This is a genomic window from Pseudomonas sp. FYR_5, from assembly GCF_043106315.1.
Lineage (GTDB): Bacteria > Pseudomonadota > Gammaproteobacteria > Pseudomonadales > Pseudomonadaceae > Aquipseudomonas > Aquipseudomonas putida_Y.
Genome location: NZ_JBICMK010000020.1, coordinates 39,134 through 56,230, shown reverse-complemented (window position 1 = coordinate 56,230; position 17,097 = coordinate 39,134). Strand labels below are relative to the sequence as shown.

The 17,097-nt window shown below is 62.5% G+C and carries 14 protein-coding genes; 2 read left to right on the top strand and 12 right to left on the bottom strand.

What is annotated here, in order from left to right; genetic code table 11:
• Positions 1–20 precede the first annotated feature (20 nt).
• Entirely contained in the window at positions 21–851 is an 831-nt protein-coding gene (gene nudC / locus ACF8RA_RS02205) for an NAD(+) diphosphatase (protein ID WP_176682264.1), read from the top strand.
• Here the strand turns inward: nudC and ACF8RA_RS02200 are convergent.
• The 12 genes from ACF8RA_RS02200 to ACF8RA_RS02145 form a co-directional block, all read right to left on the bottom strand.
• On the bottom strand, positions 819–1,598 hold the full coding sequence (locus ACF8RA_RS02200; RefSeq protein ID WP_176682265.1) for a TSUP family transporter: 780 nt from the start codon (positions 1,596–1,598) through the stop codon (positions 819–821). The genes nudC and ACF8RA_RS02200 overlap by 33 nt on opposite strands.
• Before the next feature lie 134 nt (positions 1,599–1,732).
• Positions 1,733–2,596, bottom strand: a complete 864-nt coding sequence (locus ACF8RA_RS02195) for an RHS repeat-associated core domain-containing protein (RefSeq protein WP_176682266.1) — start codon at positions 2,594–2,596, stop codon at positions 1,733–1,735.
• A gap of 202 nt (positions 2,597–2,798) precedes the next feature.
• Positions 2,799–3,629 (bottom strand): alpha/beta fold hydrolase, encoded by an 831-nt coding sequence (locus ACF8RA_RS02190; protein WP_392518738.1) that lies wholly within the window; start codon positions 3,627–3,629, stop codon positions 2,799–2,801.
• 194 nt (positions 3,630–3,823) lie between these two features.
• The gene (locus tag ACF8RA_RS02185; protein WP_392518736.1) at positions 3,824–5,113 is read right to left on the bottom strand and encodes an NAD(P)/FAD-dependent oxidoreductase; all 1,290 of its coding nucleotides are present in this window, start codon (positions 5,111–5,113) and stop codon (positions 3,824–3,826) included.
• A 145-nt stretch (positions 5,114–5,258) separates the two neighbouring features.
• Positions 5,259–7,223, bottom strand: coding sequence for a DNA topoisomerase III (locus tag ACF8RA_RS02180; protein ID WP_392518735.1), 1,965 nt, complete (start codon positions 7,221–7,223; stop codon positions 5,259–5,261).
• Between the two features lie 207 nt (positions 7,224–7,430).
• Entirely contained in the window at positions 7,431–7,859 is a 429-nt protein-coding gene (locus ACF8RA_RS02175) for a GNAT family N-acetyltransferase (RefSeq protein ID WP_003251237.1), read from the bottom strand.
• A complete protein-coding gene (locus ACF8RA_RS02170; RefSeq protein ID WP_176682271.1) occupies positions 7,852–9,018 on the bottom strand; it encodes a cupin domain-containing protein in 1,167 nt (388 codons plus the stop codon). Before ACF8RA_RS02170 ends, ACF8RA_RS02175 begins: the two co-directional genes overlap by 8 nt.
• Positions 9,019–9,099: 81 nt before the next feature.
• A complete protein-coding gene (gene purB / locus ACF8RA_RS02165; protein WP_003251234.1) occupies positions 9,100–10,470 on the bottom strand; it encodes an adenylosuccinate lyase in 1,371 nt (456 codons plus the stop codon).
• A 215-nt stretch (positions 10,471–10,685) separates the two neighbouring features.
• Entirely contained in the window at positions 10,686–11,312 is a 627-nt protein-coding gene (hflD, locus tag ACF8RA_RS02160; protein ID WP_010954818.1) for a high frequency lysogenization protein HflD, read from the bottom strand.
• Positions 11,309–12,433 (bottom strand): tRNA 2-thiouridine(34) synthase MnmA, encoded by a 1,125-nt coding sequence (gene mnmA / locus ACF8RA_RS02155; protein WP_176682272.1) that lies wholly within the window; start codon positions 12,431–12,433, stop codon positions 11,309–11,311. Before mnmA ends, hflD begins: the two co-directional genes overlap by 4 nt.
• 59 nt (positions 12,434–12,492) lie before the next feature.
• Positions 12,493–12,933 (bottom strand): NUDIX hydrolase, encoded by a 441-nt coding sequence (locus tag ACF8RA_RS02150; RefSeq protein ID WP_176682273.1) that lies wholly within the window; start codon positions 12,931–12,933, stop codon positions 12,493–12,495.
• Positions 12,934–13,134: 201 nt separating this feature from the next.
• Positions 13,135–15,360: an NADP-dependent isocitrate dehydrogenase gene (locus ACF8RA_RS02145; RefSeq protein WP_176682274.1), complete on the bottom strand. Its 2,226-nt coding sequence runs from the start codon at positions 15,358–15,360 to the stop codon at positions 13,135–13,137.
• Positions 15,361–15,773: 413 nt separating this feature from the next.
• Between ACF8RA_RS02145 and icd the strand changes: the two genes are divergently transcribed.
• A complete protein-coding gene (icd, locus tag ACF8RA_RS02140; RefSeq protein ID WP_176682275.1) occupies positions 15,774–17,030 on the top strand; it encodes an NADP-dependent isocitrate dehydrogenase in 1,257 nt (418 codons plus the stop codon).
• The last annotated feature ends 67 nt before the right edge of the window (positions 17,031–17,097 follow it).

Below are 17,097 nucleotides of genomic sequence, written 5' to 3'. Positions count from 1 at the left end.
GCAGTAAAGGAACCCCCGAGATGTCAGCACGCTGGACTACCGCAGTACTCGACCCACAGATGATCGGGGGGCTGGCCGTGGCCCGCAGCCCTGAAGGGTTTCTGGTGGACGCCAACGGCGCGCTGTTCCCCCGCGACTGGCTCAAGCGCCAGGACCTCGACGTGCTGTGCGAACACGGCATCGGCCACTTTGACGGCCAGCCGGTATTTTTGCTGGAACTGCGCAGCGCCACCGATGTGCCCGGCTGCAGCTGGCGCGGCCTGCGTGCGTTCATGCTCGAAGGCGACTTCGACACCTACAAGGTGCTGGGCTATGCCGCACAAATCGGCACCTGGGCCCGCGAGCATCGCTTCTGCGGCAGTTGCGGCCAGGCGATGACGCAAATTCGCTGGGAGCGGGCGATGTACTGCCAGCCCTGCGACCTGCGCAGCTATCCGCGCATTTCACCCAGCATGATCGTGCTGGTGACCCGCGGCGATGAAATCCTGCTGGCGCGTTCGCCGCGCTTCGTCACCGGGGTGTACAGCACCTTGGCAGGTTTTGCCGAACCGGGTGAATCGGCCGAAGACTGCCTGGTGCGCGAAGTGCGCGAAGAAGTGGCGGTGGAGGTGCAGAACATCCAGTACGTCGGCAGCCAGTGCTGGCCGTTTCCGCATTCGATGATGCTCGGTTTTCATGCCGAGTACGCCGGTGGCGAGATTGTCATGCAGCCGGACGAGATCGAGGACGCCAAGTGGTTCAGCGTCCACGACCTGCCGCCGCTGCCGGCCGGGCGGTCCATTGCCCGGTACCTGATCGACCTGTATGTAGCCAGGCGCCTAGGGTTGCCCGAACCAGTGTTGCCACGCTAAGCGCACGGTCAACGCCAGCACCACGGTGATGAACACCGGGCGGATGAACTTGCTGCCACCGCTGATTGCCGTGCGTGCGCCGAAAAAGGCGCCGACCATCACCGACAGGCCCATGCATAGGCCAACGATGTAGTCCACCTGCCCGGAAATGATGAACACCGTCAGCGCCGCGATGTTGCTGACGAAGTTCATGCTGCGCGCCACGCCGCTGGCGCGTACCAGGTCGATGGGGTACAGCAGCAGGGTACTGACGGTCCAGAACGCCCCGGTACCCGGGCCGGCCACGCCGTCGTAGAAGCCCAGGGTGAAGCCTTGCGGCACTTGCCACTTCTTCTTGATTGGCGCATCGGCATCCAGCGGTGCCTTGGGCGTGCCGCCGAACAACAGGTAGATGCCACAGGCGAAGACGACCACCGGCAGCATCTTGTTCAGCCATTCAGCTGGCATGTAGTGGGCGATGACAGCGCCGAGCAACGCCCCGGCCAGGGTGGCGAACAATGCCGGGCGCCACTGCGCCGGATGGAACAGCTTGCGTTTGTAGTAAGTGAAACTTGCGGTGGCCGAGCCGAAGGTGGAACTGAGCTTGTTGGTGCCCAGCACCAGGTGCGGTGGCATGCCGGCCGTGAGCAGGGCCGGAGTGGTGAGCAGGCCCCCGCCACCGGCGATGGCGTCGATGAATCCGGCGACGAAGGCGACCAGCGCCAGGATGAGCAGGGTCAGGGGTTCTACGGTGAGTTCGAAGGGCATGGGGTTTGGGCGCAGGGAGAAAGGCAAAAGGTGAGCAAAGGTCGCTCTGAAGGCTGAGATGGTAATACTCACCGGTTAGGCTTGCCAGTGCCAGGTGTTTGCGAGATTGCCCTTGCGCTTTAACCTCTGGCAGTTCACTTGGTTTGACCCCTCACGTTCGATTGTTCGGGCTGAAATGAAAAATTCGCAGGGGGTGATGGTAGCTTATGAATGACGACTGCCTCTTCTGGAGGGGTATATACTTTTTCAATGCGTTTTGCGGTTTTATTGATCTTCCTCATGTAAATGGTGGTTATGTTATCTGCTTGCGCCTCATCGTTGAGCAGATACCTGGCATCGTTATTAGGCTCCCAATTTTCTAGCGTCTCTTTGTATTTGATTAGGTTTGCAGCTTTCTCTAAATGTTTTCCTTGGGTGTGTGGGCTATCATACCACTTGGGGAATTTGGCCAGTGCAGGGAAGGTTTCAGTAGCCTTGACAGCATCGTTGTAGTACGGGTTTTCATTGTTCGGTGAGAGCGTCGAGGTGTCGCGTTTTATCTTGAAGAAATCCAAAATTCTCCTCAGCATCTGGCCGGATGGGTCCAGATTGTTCGTTGGGTCGCCCTCGCAATAGGCATATGCATTTCGCCCCCCCTTGCCAAAAGGGCTGAGGTTGTCAGGCGAATAAAAGCGCATGAGATAAGGGCTATATGCACGGTGGCCGTTGCCAAGGAGGTACAGTTTCGTGAAGCGATCACAACGTTGCCCGGTGTATCCCAGGATATGCTCAATGTGGCTGTGCCCATAAGCGCTGTAGGTCAGACTTTGAATGCGGTCACGATGTATGCTGTTGGTTATGGAGTTCTGCGCATTTACTGCCGTTATCAGCGTTTCGGCAGCGCGCTCCGCGAGTGGAGTGCCTGTGGCTGAAAACAGTGTAATAGATTGGTTGATGCCAACTGCTGTTGATAACTGGTCGATATTATAGAATAAGTGCTGCTTTAGGTTCTGTTGCATGATCAGCCTGCCGGCAATGTAATGTATTGATGCTACCTTCGGATAATTTAGCCATGCGTGCAACTGGTATATTTGCCAGTTGCACGCAGGCACTCTATATGTGTTGCCAGTGCCGGCCCTTTCGCGGGCAAGCCCGCTCCTACGAAGATGGCGTAATCCCGGATCGGGTTTACCCGCGAAAGGGCCGGTACTGGCGAAAACATCAACTACGGATAAACGCCAGCAAATCCGCATTGATCACATCGGCATGGGTGGTGGGCATGCCATGCGGGTAGCCTTTGTAGGTTTTCAGCGTGCCATTGGGCAGCAGCTTGGCCGACAGTACCCCGGAGTTTTCATAGGGCACGATCTGGTCATCGTCGCCGTGCATCACCAGCACCGGCTGCTTGATGCCCTTCAGGTCCTCGGTGAAATCGGTCTGGGAAAACGCCACGATGCCATCGTAATGGGCCTTTGCACTGCCGATCATGCCTTGGCGCCACCAGTTGCCAATGATGCCTTCGCTGGCTTCGACCCCTGGGCGGTTGTAGCCGTAGAACGGCCCTGCTGGCACATCCCGGTAGAACTGCGCCCGGTTGCTGGCAACCTGGGCCTGGAAGCCGTCGAATACCGACTTGGGCAGGCCACCGGGGTTGCCGGGGGTTTGTACCATCAAGGGGGGTACGGCCGCGATCAGCACGGCCTTGGCCACCTTGTCTTCAGGGTACCGGGCCAGGTAGCGCACTACCTCGCCGCCGCCGGTCGAGTGGCCGACATGCACAGCACCCTGGGTGCCCAGGTGGGCGACCACGGCGGCTACATCGTCGGCATAGTGGTCCATGTCGTGGCCGTCCCATACCTGGCTGGAGCGGCCATGGCCTCGCCGGTCGTGGGCGACCACCCGGTAGCCTTCAGCGAGGAAGAACAGCATCTGCGCGTCCCAGTCATCGGCACTGAGCGGCCAGCCGTGGTGGAAGTGGATCACCGGCGCATCGCGCGGGCCCCAGTCCTTGTAGAAGATCTGTACGCCGTCCTTCGTGGTTACATAGCTCATGGTCGTGTCTCCTGAGTGCAGGAAGCGAAGGGAGCTATTGAGAATAGGAGGAATTTTGGCGGGTATCAGGAAGTTGTGTTGCCTGTGTGGGCCTCTTCGCGGGTGAACCCGCTCCTACAGGGATCTCATGGATTTTGAATGCGCAGGAGCGGGTTCACCCGCGAAGAGGCCCGCACAAGCAACACTCATGTCCTTCAGACACGGTCGCGCATGCGGTACCAGGCCTTTGCCGCAGCTTCCAATGGCGCAGCCAGCAGGTCGCCGCCGGGGAAGCGGCCGTTTTCGATGCCTTGGTACAGCGCCAACAGGTCTTCATCGCCGAGAATGGCATCGCTGACCGCACGCGCCGCCGCCAGGGTCGGCAGAACGCCATGGCCGGAGAAACCCTGCAGCCAGTAGCGCTGGCCCTCGCGGCCGACGTCCGGGGTGCGCTTGATGCTGCAATCGATGTGGCCGCCCCAGGCATAGTCGATGGCCACCCCGGCCAGTTGCGGGAATACCCGCTCCAGGTACGGGCAGGTGGCGCTGGCGACGTCCTTGGGAATGCCGCCCAGGTAAGTGCAGCCACCGCCGAACAGCAGGCGGTGGTCCGGGGTCAGGCGGAAGTAGTCGGGTACGAACTGGTTGTCGATCACGCAACTGTTGCGAGGTAGTAACGAATGGGCGAAGTCGGCATCCAGAGGCGCAGTGGCTACCTGGTAGGAACCGACGGGCAACAGGCGGCGCGACAGGCCGCGGTCAAGGCGGTCGATGTAGGCGTTGCAGGCCAGCACCAACACCTGGCAGCGAACTTCGCCACGGTCGGTGCGGGCGACATAGCCGTCGCGAGCCTGCTGGTAGCTGAGCACCTGGCTCTGTTCGTAGATTCGCCCGCCAGCAGCCTCGATGGTACTGGCCAGGCCCTGCGCCAGTTTCAGTGGGTTGAGGTGGGCGCCTTTGGCATCGTACAGCGCGGCCTGGTAGCGCGGGCTGTCGATCCATTGCGGCAACTCGTCACGGCCGATCAGGCGCAGGGCGTCGTAACCCCATTTATGCTCGGCATCATGCAGCGCCTCTTCGAGCATTTTCACCCGGCGTGGCAATACTGCAGTCCACAGGCTGCCCTGCCGGTAGTCGATGTCGAAACCGTGGCGTTGGGGCAGCTCGCGCATCTCGTCGGCGGCCCAGCACATGCTGGCCCACAGCCGTTGGGTACGTTCGATGCCAAGGGCCTGCTCCAGCGGCGACATGTCGCACGACCAGCCCAACAGCGCCTGGCCACCGTTGCGACCGGAGGCCGCCCAGGCAACCCGGCTGGCTTCCAGCAGTGTTACGCGTTTGCCGGCCTGGGTCAGGCGCAGGGCAGTATGCAGGCCGCTGAAACCGGCACCGATGATCAGTACGTCGGTGTCGTGGGGGCCTTGCAGGGTAGGGCGTAACGGGATGTTGGCGGGGTAGGTCTGGGCGTAGTAACTGGCGACGTGCTGGGCGGATTGTTTGAACATGCCGGGCTTCCGTGAAAATTATTATGTTTATTTTCATGAAAAGTTAGCAGTTAAATTTCACGTTGCCAATGTGTTGGTCGGGGTTTGTGGTTTGCCTGTGGTTAATGTGTTGCCTGGGCTGGCCTCTTCGCGGGTGAACCCGCTCCTACAGGGGGGCTTGCTTTTTCCGCGCCTGCCGTGGCTTGCTCGGAGTTGCCTTGTTTCCAGCCGCTTTGCTTTTGCCACCTCCACCGCGACGTTTCTTCTTCCAGGACGGCGCCGCCCCGGCCGCTGGCCCGCTGATGGTCATGCGCATGCCGCTGCAACGCTCTACCAGCTTGCCCATCCACGCCGACTGCCGGGCGACGAACTCTTCCAGGGTCATCTCGCCGCTTTGCACCATGTCCAGCGCCTGCTCCCAGATTGCCGTGGTGCCGGGGTCGGCAATCGCGCGGGGAACGGCGTCGATCAGGCTGAAGGCCGCAGGTGTGGCCGACAGCGCCTTGCCGTTCTTTACCAGGTAACCGCGGTCGAGCAGGCCCTGGATAATGCTGGCGCGGGTGGCCTCGGTGCCGATGCCGGTGGTTTCCTTGAGCTTCTGCTTCAGCCGAGGGTCATCCACCAGCTTGGCCACGTTCTTCATTGCTTTGATCAGGTCGCCTTCGGTAAACGGCTTGGGTGGCTGGGTCCACAGGTCTTTCAACTGCAGGCCTTGTACGTTGCAGTCCTGGCCTTCGCGCAGCGCTGGCAACACCTGGGCCGGGGGTGCCTCGCGGCCTTTGGCCGGGGTCAGCGCTTCGGGCAAGGCGCGGCGCCAGCCCGGCTCGACGATCTGTTTGCCCACAGCACGCAGCGCATGACCGGCGCAGTCGAAGTCGGCCTGGGTGCGGTCGTATTCATGGTTGGGCAGGAACTGCGCCAGATAGCGGGCGCGGATCAGGGTATACACGGCCTTGTGTTTGGCCGGCAGGCGCGAGGGGTCGCTGGCGGCGACGGTGGGAATGATGCCATGGTGAGCGCTGACTTTGGCGTCGTTCCACGCCCGCGATCGGCGTTGCGGCTCCAGGTAGGGCTGCAGCGGCGCCAGGCTGACATCGGCCCGTTGCAGGGCGGCGAGGATGGCGGGTGCCTCGACGTGCTGGCTTTGTGGCAAATAGCCGCAATCGCTGCGCGGGTAGGTGATCAGTTTGTGGGTTTCGTACAGTGCCTGGGCAATGTCGAGGGTTTCCTGGGCGCCGAGGCCGAACTTTTTCGAGCACAGCTCCTGCAGGGTGCCAAGGTCGAAGGGCAGCGGTGCTGCTTCGCGCACACGCTCGGTCGCTACCTTTACCGCTCGGGCAGTGCCGGCATGGCCGATGTCGGTGGCGGCCTGCTGTGCCAGGCCTTGCTTCAGGCAGCGGCCTTGGTCATCGCAGGCGTCTTCGGGGGCGCGCCATTGGGCATTGAAGCGTTGGCCGGCGTGTTCCAGTTGCACCTCGATGGCCCAGAACGGCACCGGCACGAAGTCGGCGATGCTGCGATCGCGGTCGACCACCAGGCGCAAGGTCGGCGTTTGCACGCGGCCTACCGGCAGCACACCCTGGTAGCCGGATTGGCGGCCCAGCAAGGTGAAAAGCCGGCTCATGTTCATGCCGATCAGCCAGTCGGCGCGCGAACGCCCCAGCGCCGAGTGGTACAGGTTGAACGTCTCGTGGCCTGGCAGCAGGCGCGCCAGGGCCTTGCGGATGGAGGCGTCATCCAGCGCCGACAGCCACAGGCGCTGCACCGGGCCCCGGTAGCGGCAATGCTCGACCAGCTCGCGGGCAATCATTTCGCCTTCGCGGTCGGCGTCGGTGGCAATCACCAGTTCCCGCGCTTCACCGAGCAGGCGCTTGACCGCCTTGAACTGGCTGGCCGTCTTGGGCTTTACCAGCATCTTCCATTTGTCTGGAATGATCGGCAGGTCGGCCAGGTTCCAGCGCTTGTAACGTTCGTCGTAGCTGTCGGGCGGTGCGGTTTCCAGCAGGTGGCCGATGCACCAGGTGACGCAGATGTCGGTGCCTTGCCAGCAGCCGTCGCCTTTGCGGTTGGCGCCGAGCACTTTGGCGATGTCTTTTGCCTGGGAGGGTTTTTCACAGAGGAACAGGCGCATGGCCGGGACGCTTCATCGGGGTGGTGGGCCATAGGATGCGCAAGCGGGGGCGCAGAGGCAAGTTTTATCTGGATGGATGTACAGGTTTTTGTCAGGAGAAGTGTCTTTACCTGTGCCGGCCTCTTCGCGGGCAAGCCCGCTCCCACATGAATCGTATTCCCATGCAGGAGCGGGCTTGTCCGCGAAGCGGCCAGTGCAGGTTATGGATCAGGCGCGCGAGTCGCGCACCATGTCGACATGCGGGATGCCAGCTTCGAGGAATTCCTCGCTGACTACGCGAAAGCCCAGCCGCTCATAGAACGGCGTGGCGTGCACCTGGGCGCTGAGCATCTGCTGTTTCAGGTCGCGGTTCTGCGCTTCGACGATGACCGCATTGACCAACGCATCGCCCACCTTCAGGCCGCGCCAGTCCTTGAGCACCGAGATGCGCCCGATGGTGCCGTCGGCCAGCAGGCGCGCAGTACCGATCGGATAGTCGCCTTCCAGGGCCAGGAAGTGCAAGGCGTCCTGATCTTCCGAGTCGAACTCCAGCTCTGGCGGAATGTGCTGCTCGGCGACGAACACGGCTTCACGGATACGGCGGATGTCGGCGTTGTCTTTGTGCCAATCGGCGAGGCGAACGCTGATCTTATTCATTGGCGAAACCCAGGCTCCCTTGTTTGACCAGCTGCTGTACCAGCATAAGGCCATCTTCGTCCTGCAGCCACTCGGCCAGGTTATCGATGTGCAAGGCGTCGGCCGCGCATACCAGCTTCAGCAGCTCGCGCAGTTTGCCGGGCAGTGGGCAACTACGGCCGCTGGCGAACAGCAGCAGGTCATCTTCGAATTCGGACCAGGCCAGGCGTGCGCTGGGGTTGCGGATCAGGATGGCGCCTTGCTCAAGGGCATTGATCAGCTCTTCCTCGCTCAGCTCTTCGCCAACGATCTGTTCGGGGTAGCGTGGCTCGGTCATGAACTGGCCGAACCAGGTCAGCAGCAGGTCCTTGTCGCCCATGTGCTTGTCGAGCAGCGCCTTGAGGCGGTCGAGGGCATCGTGCTGGATCTGGTGCGGGTCGCTGACCGGCTGGGCGTCGGCGTCGCTGTAGCGCTCTTCGTCGGGCAGGAACTGGCCGAGGAAGTCGGTGAAATGGGTCAGCACTTCGGCAGCGCTCGGTGCGCGGAAGCCTACCGAGTAGGTCAGGCAGTCGTCCACGGCCACGCCGTAGTGGGCCAGGCGCGGTGGCAGGTAGAGCATGTCGCCAGGCTCCAGGGTCCACTCGCCGCTCTGCTCGAACTCGGCCAGGATACGCAGGTCGGCGTGCTCCAGCAGCGGGCTGTCACTGCTGCACATCTGGCCGATCTTCCAGTTGCGCTGGCCGTGGCCTTGCAGCAGGAACACATCGTAGTTGTCGAAGTGCGGGCCGACGCTGCCACCCGGGGCGGCGAAGCTGATCATCACGTCATCGATACGCCAGCTGGGCAGGAAGCGGAAGTTTTCCAGCAGTTCGGCCACTTCCGGAACGAACTGGTCAACGGCCTGTACCAGCAGAGTCCAGTCTTTTTCCGGCAGTTCGGCGAAGGTGTCTTCGCCGAACGGGCCGCGGCGCAGCTCCCACGGATGCGCGCCGTGTTCCAGCACGATACGCGACTCGACTTCATCTTCCAGGGCCAGGCCGGCGAGTTCGTCGGGGTCGATCGGGCTGATGAAGTCCGGGAAGGCCTGGCGCACCAGCAGCGGCTTCTTCTGCCAGTAGTCGCGCATGAATTCGCGGGCCGAGATGCCGCCGAGCAGCTGCAGTGGAGTATCAGGATTCATGTTCAACCTATTGAAAAAACGTAATTTTCGTACGGGAATAAAAACGCCCGGCCAGGCCGGGCGTTGTACGCGACGCTCAGCTTAGATGCGTTTGGCCTGGGCTGCCGCGTTACCGATGTAGGTAGCGGGGGTCAGCTGCTTGAGCTCGGCCTTGGCTTCGGCTGGCATGTCCAGGCCGTCGATGAAGGTCAGCAGCGCTTCTGGGGTGATGCCCTTGCCACGGGTCAGCTCTTTGAGCTTCTCGTAAGGGTTTTCGATGTTGAAGCGGCGCATCACGGTCTGGATCGGCTCGGCCAGCACTTCCCAGCAGGCGTCCAGGTCGGCGGCGATGCGAGCTTCGTTGACTTCCAGCTTGCCGATGCCTTTCAGGCTGGCCTCGAAGGCGATGACGCTGTGGGCAAAGCCCACGCCCAGGTTGCGCAGCACGGTGGAGTCGGTCAGGTCGCGCTGCCAGCGCGAGATCGGCAGCTTGCTGGCCAGGTGCTGGAACAGCGCGTTGGCGATGCCCAGGTTGCCTTCGGAGTTTTCGAAGTCGATCGGGTTGACCTTGTGCGGCATGGTCGACGAACCGATTTCGCCGGCGACGGTCTTCTGCTTGAAGTAACCCAGCGAAATGTAGCCCCACACATCACGGTCGAAGTCGATCAGGATGGTGTTGAAGCGGGCGATGGCGTCGAACAGCTCGGCGATGTAGTCGTGCGGCTCGATCTGGGTGGTGTACGGGTTGAACTGCAGGCCCAGTTCGTCTTCGATGAAGGCGCGGGCGTTCTCTTCCCAGTCGATCTGCGAGTAGGCCGACAGGTGGGCGTTGTAGTTGCCCACGGCGCCGTTGATCTTGCCCAGCAGCGGTACGGCGGCAACCTGGGCGATCTGGCGCTCCAGGCGATACACGACGTTGGCCAGTTCTTTACCCAGGGTGGTCGGCGAAGCCGGCTGGCCGTGGGTGCGCGACAGCATTGGCACTTCGGCGTGGGCGTGGGCCAGGGCGCGGATGGCGTCGGCGACCTGGCGCATCAGCGGCAGCAGCACTTCGTCACGGCCGGCGCGCAGCATCAGGGCGTGGGACAGGTTGTTGATGTCCTCGCTGGTGCAGGCGAAGTGGATGAACTCGCTGACCTTGGCCAGCTCAGGCAGCTTGGCGGCCTGCTCCTTGAGGAGGTATTCAATGGCCTTGACGTCGTGGTTGGTGGTGCGCTCGATTTCCTTGACGCGCTCGGCGTGCTCCAGCTTGAAATCGTTGGCCAGGCTGTCCAGCAGGGCGTTGGCTTCGGCGGAGAACGCCGGCACTTCGCCGATTTGCGGGTGGGCGGCCAGGCGCTGCAGCCAGCGCACTTCGACCAGGGCGCGGAAACGGATCAGGCCGAATTCGCTGAAAATGGGGCGCAAGGCCTGGGTTTTGCCGGCATAACGGCCGTCTACAGGGGAAACCGCAGTGAGCGAAGAAAGCTGCATGGGGTGTTCTCGGACAGTCAGGCTTTTGGAAGGGCGCATATCATACATGAAAAATGCGCCAGGGTCGGGTGGCTGACCAAAGGTCGGCCCAATTTGGATCAGGTGGCAGACCCTGTGGGAGCGGGCATGTCCGCGAACACCGGCGTAGCCGGTGCCATACACCGCGTCGCCTGCTTCGCGGGCATGCCCGCTCCCACAAAGGGCAGCCCAGCCCGTCAGTTCGGGCTGCGCATCATGTCGTACAGTTCGTTCAGCAACTTGCGCCGGCTGAACACCAGTTGCCAACGGTGCCCGCCCAGCTGCCGCCACAGTCGCGCGGCGCGGATGCCGGCCAGCAGCAGGGCGCGGATCTTCGAGGCGTTGTTGGGCTGCTGCAGGAAGCGCATGTCGCCGTGCACCTGGATGCGCTGGCGCAAGGTGCTCAGGGTGTCCTGGTACAAGGCTCCACTGGAAGCAATGACGTTTTCGTGAACCAGGCCGAAATGCTCGGCCTGCGACTGGATTTGCGGCAGGCGGTTGCCGATGGTGTCCAGCAGGTCGCCACGCTTGTTCAGCTGGCGCTCCAGGCCCAGCATCGACAGGGCGTAGCGCAGCGGCTCGCGCTGCAGGCTGTTGGGGTCGCGCTCGAGGGCGCCGATCAGTGCCCGGTAGCCGTCGCGCAGGTTCAGGTCGTCACCGCCGAACACCTCCAGGGTGTCCTTGGGGTCGCGCACCAGCAGGCTGCCCAGCATGCAGCCGATATTGGCTTCACTGGCCTGGCCGGTGCGGGCGATGCGGTCGACCAGCACGGCGGCCTGGAACACACCACCCAACGCAATCAGCTGCTCCTGCAGGTTGCTCATGCGCGCGGGCTCCATGGCTCGGCAGCCTCGATCACGCCACCGCCCAGGCACACTTCGCCGTCGTAGAACACCACCGACTGGCCCGGCGTAACGGCGCGCTGAGGCTCGTCGAACACGGCGCGGTAGCCGCTGGCGGTGCGTTCCAGGGTGCATCGCTGGTCGCTCTGGCGGTAGCGCACCTTGGCAGTCAGCTGGCGCGGGCTGTCGAGGTCGACCGGGTTGACCCAGAAAATTTCCGAGGCCAGCAGGGCGCGGGAGAACAGCCATGGGTGCTCGTTGCCCTGGCCGACCACCAGTACGTTGCGAGCCAGGTCCTTGTGCAGCACGTACCACGGCTCGTCACTGGCATCCTTCAGGCCGCCAATGCCCAGGCCCTGACGCTGGCCGATGGTGTGGTACATCAGGCCATGGTGGCGGCCGATCACTTCACCTTCGGTGGTTTCAATGTCGCCCGGCTGGGCCGGCAGGTACTGCTTGAGGAAGTCGCTGAAGCGGCGCTCGCCAATGAAGCAGATGCCGGTGGAGTCTTTCTTCTTGGCGGTGGCCAGGCCGTGTTTCTCGGCAATGGCGCGTACTTCGGGTTTTTCCAGTTCGCCGACCGGGAACAGGGTGCGGGCAATTTCCTGGCCGCCGACGGCGTGCAGGAAGTAGCTCTGGTCCTTGTTCGGGTCCAGGCCCTTGAGCAGTTCGGTGAGCGCGCCAGTATCGCGGCGGCGCACGTAGTGGCCGGTGGCGATCAGGTCGGCACCCAGCGACAGGGCGTAGTCGAGAAACGCCTTGAACTTGATTTCGCGGTTGCAGAGGATATCGGGGTTAGGGGTGCGGCCAGCCTTGTATTCCTCAAGGAAGTGCTCGAACACGTTGTCCCAGTATTCGGCGGCGAAGTTGGCGGTGTGCAGCTTGATGCCGATACGGTCGCACACGGCCTGGGCGTCGGCCAGGTCTTCACGGGCGGTGCAGTATTCGGTGCCGTCGTCCTCTTCCCAGTTCTTCATGAACAGCCCTTCCACCTGGTAGCCCTGCTCGATGAGCAGAAGGGCTGAGACGGAAGAGTCCACGCCGCCGGACATGCCGACGATGACGCGGGTCTTGGCGGGGTCTTTAAGTGCTGGGCTGGTCATGGGTACCGGTGTGTATCAAGGGGGAGAAACGCCGATTCTATCAAACCCGTGGCGCCGCGTCAGTCGCGTAGCAGGTCGAGGCTGTGCAGCGGGCCTTTGAGGTAGTCATCAAGGCAGCGTGGCACCAGCTCGCTGCGCCAGCGAGTGGGGTCGGCCAGCAGTTCGTCGCGGGTCAGCCACACGGCGCGGACGATGTCGCTGTCCAGTGCCAGGTCGGCATGGTGGCGTACGGGGCGGGCGGCGAAGCAGACGCGCTGGTAGGTCACGCCGTTGCTGGGGGCGGTGTACAGGTAGATGCCGACCAGGCCGATCAGCTCGACCTCCCAGGCGGTTTCTTCCAGGGTTTCGCGCAGGGCGGCCTGGGACAGGGTCTCGTTGGGTTCGAGGTGGCCGGCGGGCTGGTTGAAGACGTGCTGGTTGGCTTTGAACTCCTCGACGAAGAGGAACTTGCCTTCGTGCTCGACGATGGTCGCTACGGTGATGTGGGGTTGCCAGGTCATTGCCATGTCCTTTCAGGTTGCCGGGACCGCCTTGCGGTCCTTCGCGGGCTCGCCCGCTCCCACAGGTGCAGTGCAGGTCTTGCTGGCAGCACCTTTCCTGTGGGAGCGGGCAAGCCCGCGAAGGGCTGAGCAGCGGCCCCGATCCAGAAAGCACAAACCCCGGTGCGTGGCCGGGGTTTGTGCTGTTACTTCAAGCGAACCTTACAGGGCAGCGATGGCGCTGTTCAGGGTCTGGCTCGGACGCATCACCTTGGCGGTCAGCTCGGCATCCGGGGCGTAGTAGCCGCCGATGTCGGCTGGCTTGCCCTGAACGGCGTTGAGCTCGGCGACGATGGTCGCTTCGTTCTCGGCCAGGGTTTTTGCCAGTGGTGCGAAGCGTGCCTGCAGGGCAGCGTCGTCCGTCTGAGCGGCCAAGGCTTCGGCCCAGTACAGGGTCAGGTAGAAGTGGCTACCGCGGTTGTCGATACCGCCGACTTTGCGCGACGGCGACTTGTTGGTGTCGAGGAACTTGCCGGTAGCCTGGTCCAGGGTGTTGGCCAGAACCTTGGCGCGCGGATTGTCGTAGGTGTTGCCCAGGTGCTCCAGGGAAGCGGCCAGGGCCAGGAATTCACCCAGCGAGTCCCAACGCAGGAAGTTCTCTTCAACCAGCTGCTGCACGTGCTTCGGAGCCGAACCGCCGGCGCCGGTTTCGAACAGGCCGCCGCCGCTCATCAGCGGCACGATCGACAGCATCTTGGCGCTGGTGCCCAGTTCCATGATCGGGAACAGGTCGGTCAGGTAGTCGCGCAGCACGTTGCCGGTCACCGAGATGGTGTCCTTGCCTTCGCGGATGCGGGCCAGGGAGAACTTGATGGCGTCGACCGGTGCCAGGATGCGGATATCCAGGCCGGTGGTGTCGTGATCTTTCAGGTACTGCTGCACCTTCTCGATCATGACGCCGTCGTGGGCGCGAGCCGGGTCCAGCCAGAACACCGCCGGGGTGTTGCTCAGGCGGGCACGGTTGACGGCCAGCTTGACCCAGTCCTGGATCGGCGCGTCCTTGGTCTGGCACATGCGGAAGATGTCACCGGCTTCGACGTTCTGCTCCAGTACGACGTTGCCCTTGCCATCGACTACGCGAACCACGCCGTCAGCCTTGATCTGGAAGGTCTTGTCGTGGGAGCCGTACTCTTCGGCCTTTTGCGCCATCAGGCCAACGTTCGGCACGCTGCCCATGGTGGTCGGGTCGAAGGCACCGTTGGCCTTGCAGTCTTCGATGGTGGCCTGGTAGATGCCGGCATAGCAGCGGTCCGGGATCACGGCCTTGGCGTCTTGCAGTTCGCCTGCGGTGTTCCACATCTTGCCCGAGTCACGGATCATGGCCGGCATCGAGGCGTCGACGATCACGTCGCTCGGCACGTGCAGGTTGGTGATGCCTTTGTCGGAGTTGACCATGGCCAGGGCCGGGCGCTCGGCGTACAGGGCCTGGATGTCGGCTTCGATCTCGGCCTGCTTGTCGGCTGGCAGGTCCTTGATACGGGCGTACAGGTCGCCGATACCGTTGTTGGCGTTGAAGCCTACTTCGGCCAGGGCAGCGGCGTGCTTGGTCAGCACGTCGTTGTAGAATTCTTCGACGATGACGCCGAACATGATCGGGTCGGAGACCTTCATCATGGTGGCTTTCAGGTGCACCGACAGCAGCACGCCGGCGGCCTTGGCATCGGCGATCTGCTCGGCGATGAAGGCTTTCAGGGCCTTGCGGCTCATGGTGGCGCAGTCGATGACTTCGGCGGCTTTGACGGCGGTCTTTTCTTTCAGCACGGTGGTGCTGCCGTCTTTGCCGACCAGCTCGATGCGCAGGCTGTCGTCAGCTTCGATCAGTGCGGCTTTTTCGCTGCCGTAGAAGTCGCCCTGGGTCATGTGGGCAACGTGCGACTTGGAGTCAGCGGCCCAGGCGCCCATCTTGTGTGGGTGCTTGCGGGCGTAGTTCTTGACCGACAGCGGCGCGCGGCGGTCGGAGTTGCCTTCGCGCAGCACCGGGTTCACGGCGGAGCCCTTGATGCGGTCGTAGCGGGCACGGGATTCTTTTTCTTCCGCGGTGGCCGGCTCGTCGGCGTAGTCAGGGATGTTGAAGCCCTTGCCTTGCAGTTCCTTGATCGCGGCTTTGAGCTGCGGTACCGAGGCGCTGATGTTCGGGAGTTTGATGATGTTGGCTTCAGGGGTGGTAGCCAGCTGGCCCAGTTCCGCCAGGTGATCGCCTACTTGCTTCTCTGCGCCCAGTTGCTCCGGGAAGGCGGCAAGGATACGGCCAGCCAGGGAAATGTCGCGAGTTTCGACAGCGATGTCAGCCGAGGCGGTGAACGCTTCGATGATCGGCAGCAGCGAGTAAGTGGCGAGGGCGGGGGCTTCGTCGGTGAAGGTATAGATGATCTTGGAACGGGTGGGCATGCGGGTTAACTCTCTGTGTGCTGAGCGTGCTCGAGTCTCGTGGTGCGCAGGGTAGGCGCATCGCCCTGGCAGCGCCATGAGCGGAAAGTCGAGAGGCTGCGAGCGGTGATGGTGGATGCATCAGTCGAGCGTCAAGTGCTGGGGTGCGGTAACAACCCAGGCTTAGTGGCCGTTGATGGCCTAGGGCGGTCCGCATTTCCTGGGATTCGCCCCGATGACCCTTCGGTCGCGGCGGAGTATACCAAACCATTTGGGCTAATCAGCAAGGCCAAGTGATATCGGCCCATTTATAAGACCAAAGACTAAGCGGCAATGCGGCGGGTTGTCGCATGCCTTGCAGGTCGGCAGATGTGGTTTAGGCTCAGTGGATCGCACGATGTCCAAACCACACCCGACAGCGGAGTAGTGCAAGCATGGGATACCAGAAAATCAAGGTTCCGACCGACGGCAGCAAGATCACCGTCAATGCAGATCATTCGCTTAATGTGCCTGATCATCCGATCATTCCTTACATCGAAGGCGACGGGATCGGCGTCGATGTCTCGCCAGTGATGATCAAGGTGGTCGATGCCGCCGTGGAGAAGGCCTACGGCGGCAAGCGCAAGATTGCCTGGATGGAGGTGTACGCTGGCGAGAAAGCCACCCAGGTGTATGACCAGGATACCTGGCTACCACAGGAAACCCTCGATGCCGTGCGTGATTACGTGGTATCGATCAAGGGCCCGCTGACCACCCCGGTCGGTGGCGGCATCCGCTCACTCAACGTAGCCCTGCGCCAGCAACTGGACCTGTATGTGTGCCTGCGGCCGGTGTTGTGGTTCCAGGGTGTACCGAGCCCGGTGAAAAAGCCTGGCGACGTCGACATGGTGATTTTCCGCGAGAACTCCGAAGACATCTATGCCGGCATCGAGTGGAAGGCCGGATCGCCCGAGGCGAACAAGGTGATCAAGTTCCTGAAGGAGGAAATGGGTGTCACCAAGATCCGCTTCGACCAGGACTGCGGCATTGGCGTCAAGCCGGTGTCGAAGGAGGGTACCAAGCGACTGGTGCGCAAGGCCCTGCAGTACGTCGTGGATAACGACCGCGAATCGCTGACCCTGGTGCACAAGGGCAACATCATGAAGTTCACCGAAGGTGCCTTCAAGGACTGGGGCTACGAAGTGGCGCGTGATGAGTTCGGTGCTGAACTGCTCGATGGCGGCCCGTGGATGAAGTTCAAGAACCCCAAGACCGGCCGCGAGGTCATCGTCAAGGACGCCATTGCCGACGCCATGCTGCAGCAGATCCTGCTACGCCCGGCCGAGTACGACGTGATCGCCACCCTCAACCTCAACGGTGACTACCTGTCCGATGCCCTGGCGGCGGAAGTGGGCGGAATCGGCATTGCGCCGGGCGCCAACCTGTCCGACACCGTGGCCATGTTCGAGGCTACTCACGGCACTGCGCCCAAGTATGCCGGGCAGGACAAGGTCAACCCGGGCTCGGTGATCCTCTCGGCAGAGATGATGCTGCGCCACATGGGTTGGACCGAAGCCGCCGACCTGATCATCAAGGGTACCAATGGCGCTATTGCGGCCAAGACCGTGACCTACGATTTCGAGCGGCTGATGGACGGCGCCAGGCTGGTGAGCAGCTCAGGCTTTGGCGACGAAATGATCAAGCACATGTAAAGCAAGAGAAAACCGGCCGCCTCCTGTAAAGAAGCGGTCGGTTGCTTCGTATACCGGCACAGCGCAG

What these genes read in the sequence shown, in the direction of transcription:
- ACF8RA_RS02170 (WP_176682271.1), bottom strand. Translation starts at nt 9,018, where the DNA reads ATGAATCCTGATACTCCACTGCAGCTGCTCGGCGGCATCTCGGCCCGC.
- ACF8RA_RS02150 (WP_176682273.1), bottom strand. Translation starts at nt 12,933, where the DNA reads ATGACCTGGCAACCCCACATCACCGTAGCGACCATCGTCGAGCACGAA.
- ACF8RA_RS02185 (WP_392518736.1), bottom strand. Translation starts at nt 5,113, where the DNA reads ATGTTCAAACAATCCGCCCAGCACGTCGCCAGTTACTACGCCCAGACC.
- ACF8RA_RS02175 (WP_003251237.1), bottom strand. Translation starts at nt 7,859, where the DNA reads ATGAATAAGATCAGCGTTCGCCTCGCCGATTGGCACAAAGACAACGCC.
- ACF8RA_RS02190 (WP_392518738.1), bottom strand. Translation starts at nt 3,629, where the DNA reads ATGAGCTATGTAACCACGAAGGACGGCGTACAGATCTTCTACAAGGAC.
- ACF8RA_RS02195 (WP_176682266.1), bottom strand. Translation starts at nt 2,596, where the DNA reads ATGCAACAGAACCTAAAGCAGCACTTATTCTATAATATCGACCAGTTA.
- ACF8RA_RS02180 (WP_392518735.1), bottom strand. Translation starts at nt 7,223, where the DNA reads ATGCGCCTGTTCCTCTGTGAAAAACCCTCCCAGGCAAAAGACATCGCC.
- icd (WP_176682275.1), top strand. Translation starts at nt 15,774, where the DNA reads ATGGGATACCAGAAAATCAAGGTTCCGACCGACGGCAGCAAGATCACC.
- nudC (WP_176682264.1), top strand. Translation starts at nt 21, where the DNA reads ATGTCAGCACGCTGGACTACCGCAGTACTCGACCCACAGATGATCGGG.
- ACF8RA_RS02200 (WP_176682265.1), bottom strand. Translation starts at nt 1,598, where the DNA reads ATGCCCTTCGAACTCACCGTAGAACCCCTGACCCTGCTCATCCTGGCG.
- purB (WP_003251234.1), bottom strand. Translation starts at nt 10,470, where the DNA reads ATGCAGCTTTCTTCGCTCACTGCGGTTTCCCCTGTAGACGGCCGTTAT.
- hflD (WP_010954818.1), bottom strand. Translation starts at nt 11,312, where the DNA reads ATGAGCAACCTGCAGGAGCAGCTGATTGCGTTGGGTGGTGTGTTCCAG.
- ACF8RA_RS02145 (WP_176682274.1), bottom strand. Translation starts at nt 15,360, where the DNA reads ATGCCCACCCGTTCCAAGATCATCTATACCTTCACCGACGAAGCCCCC.
- mnmA (WP_176682272.1), bottom strand. Translation starts at nt 12,433, where the DNA reads ATGACCAGCCCAGCACTTAAAGACCCCGCCAAGACCCGCGTCATCGTC.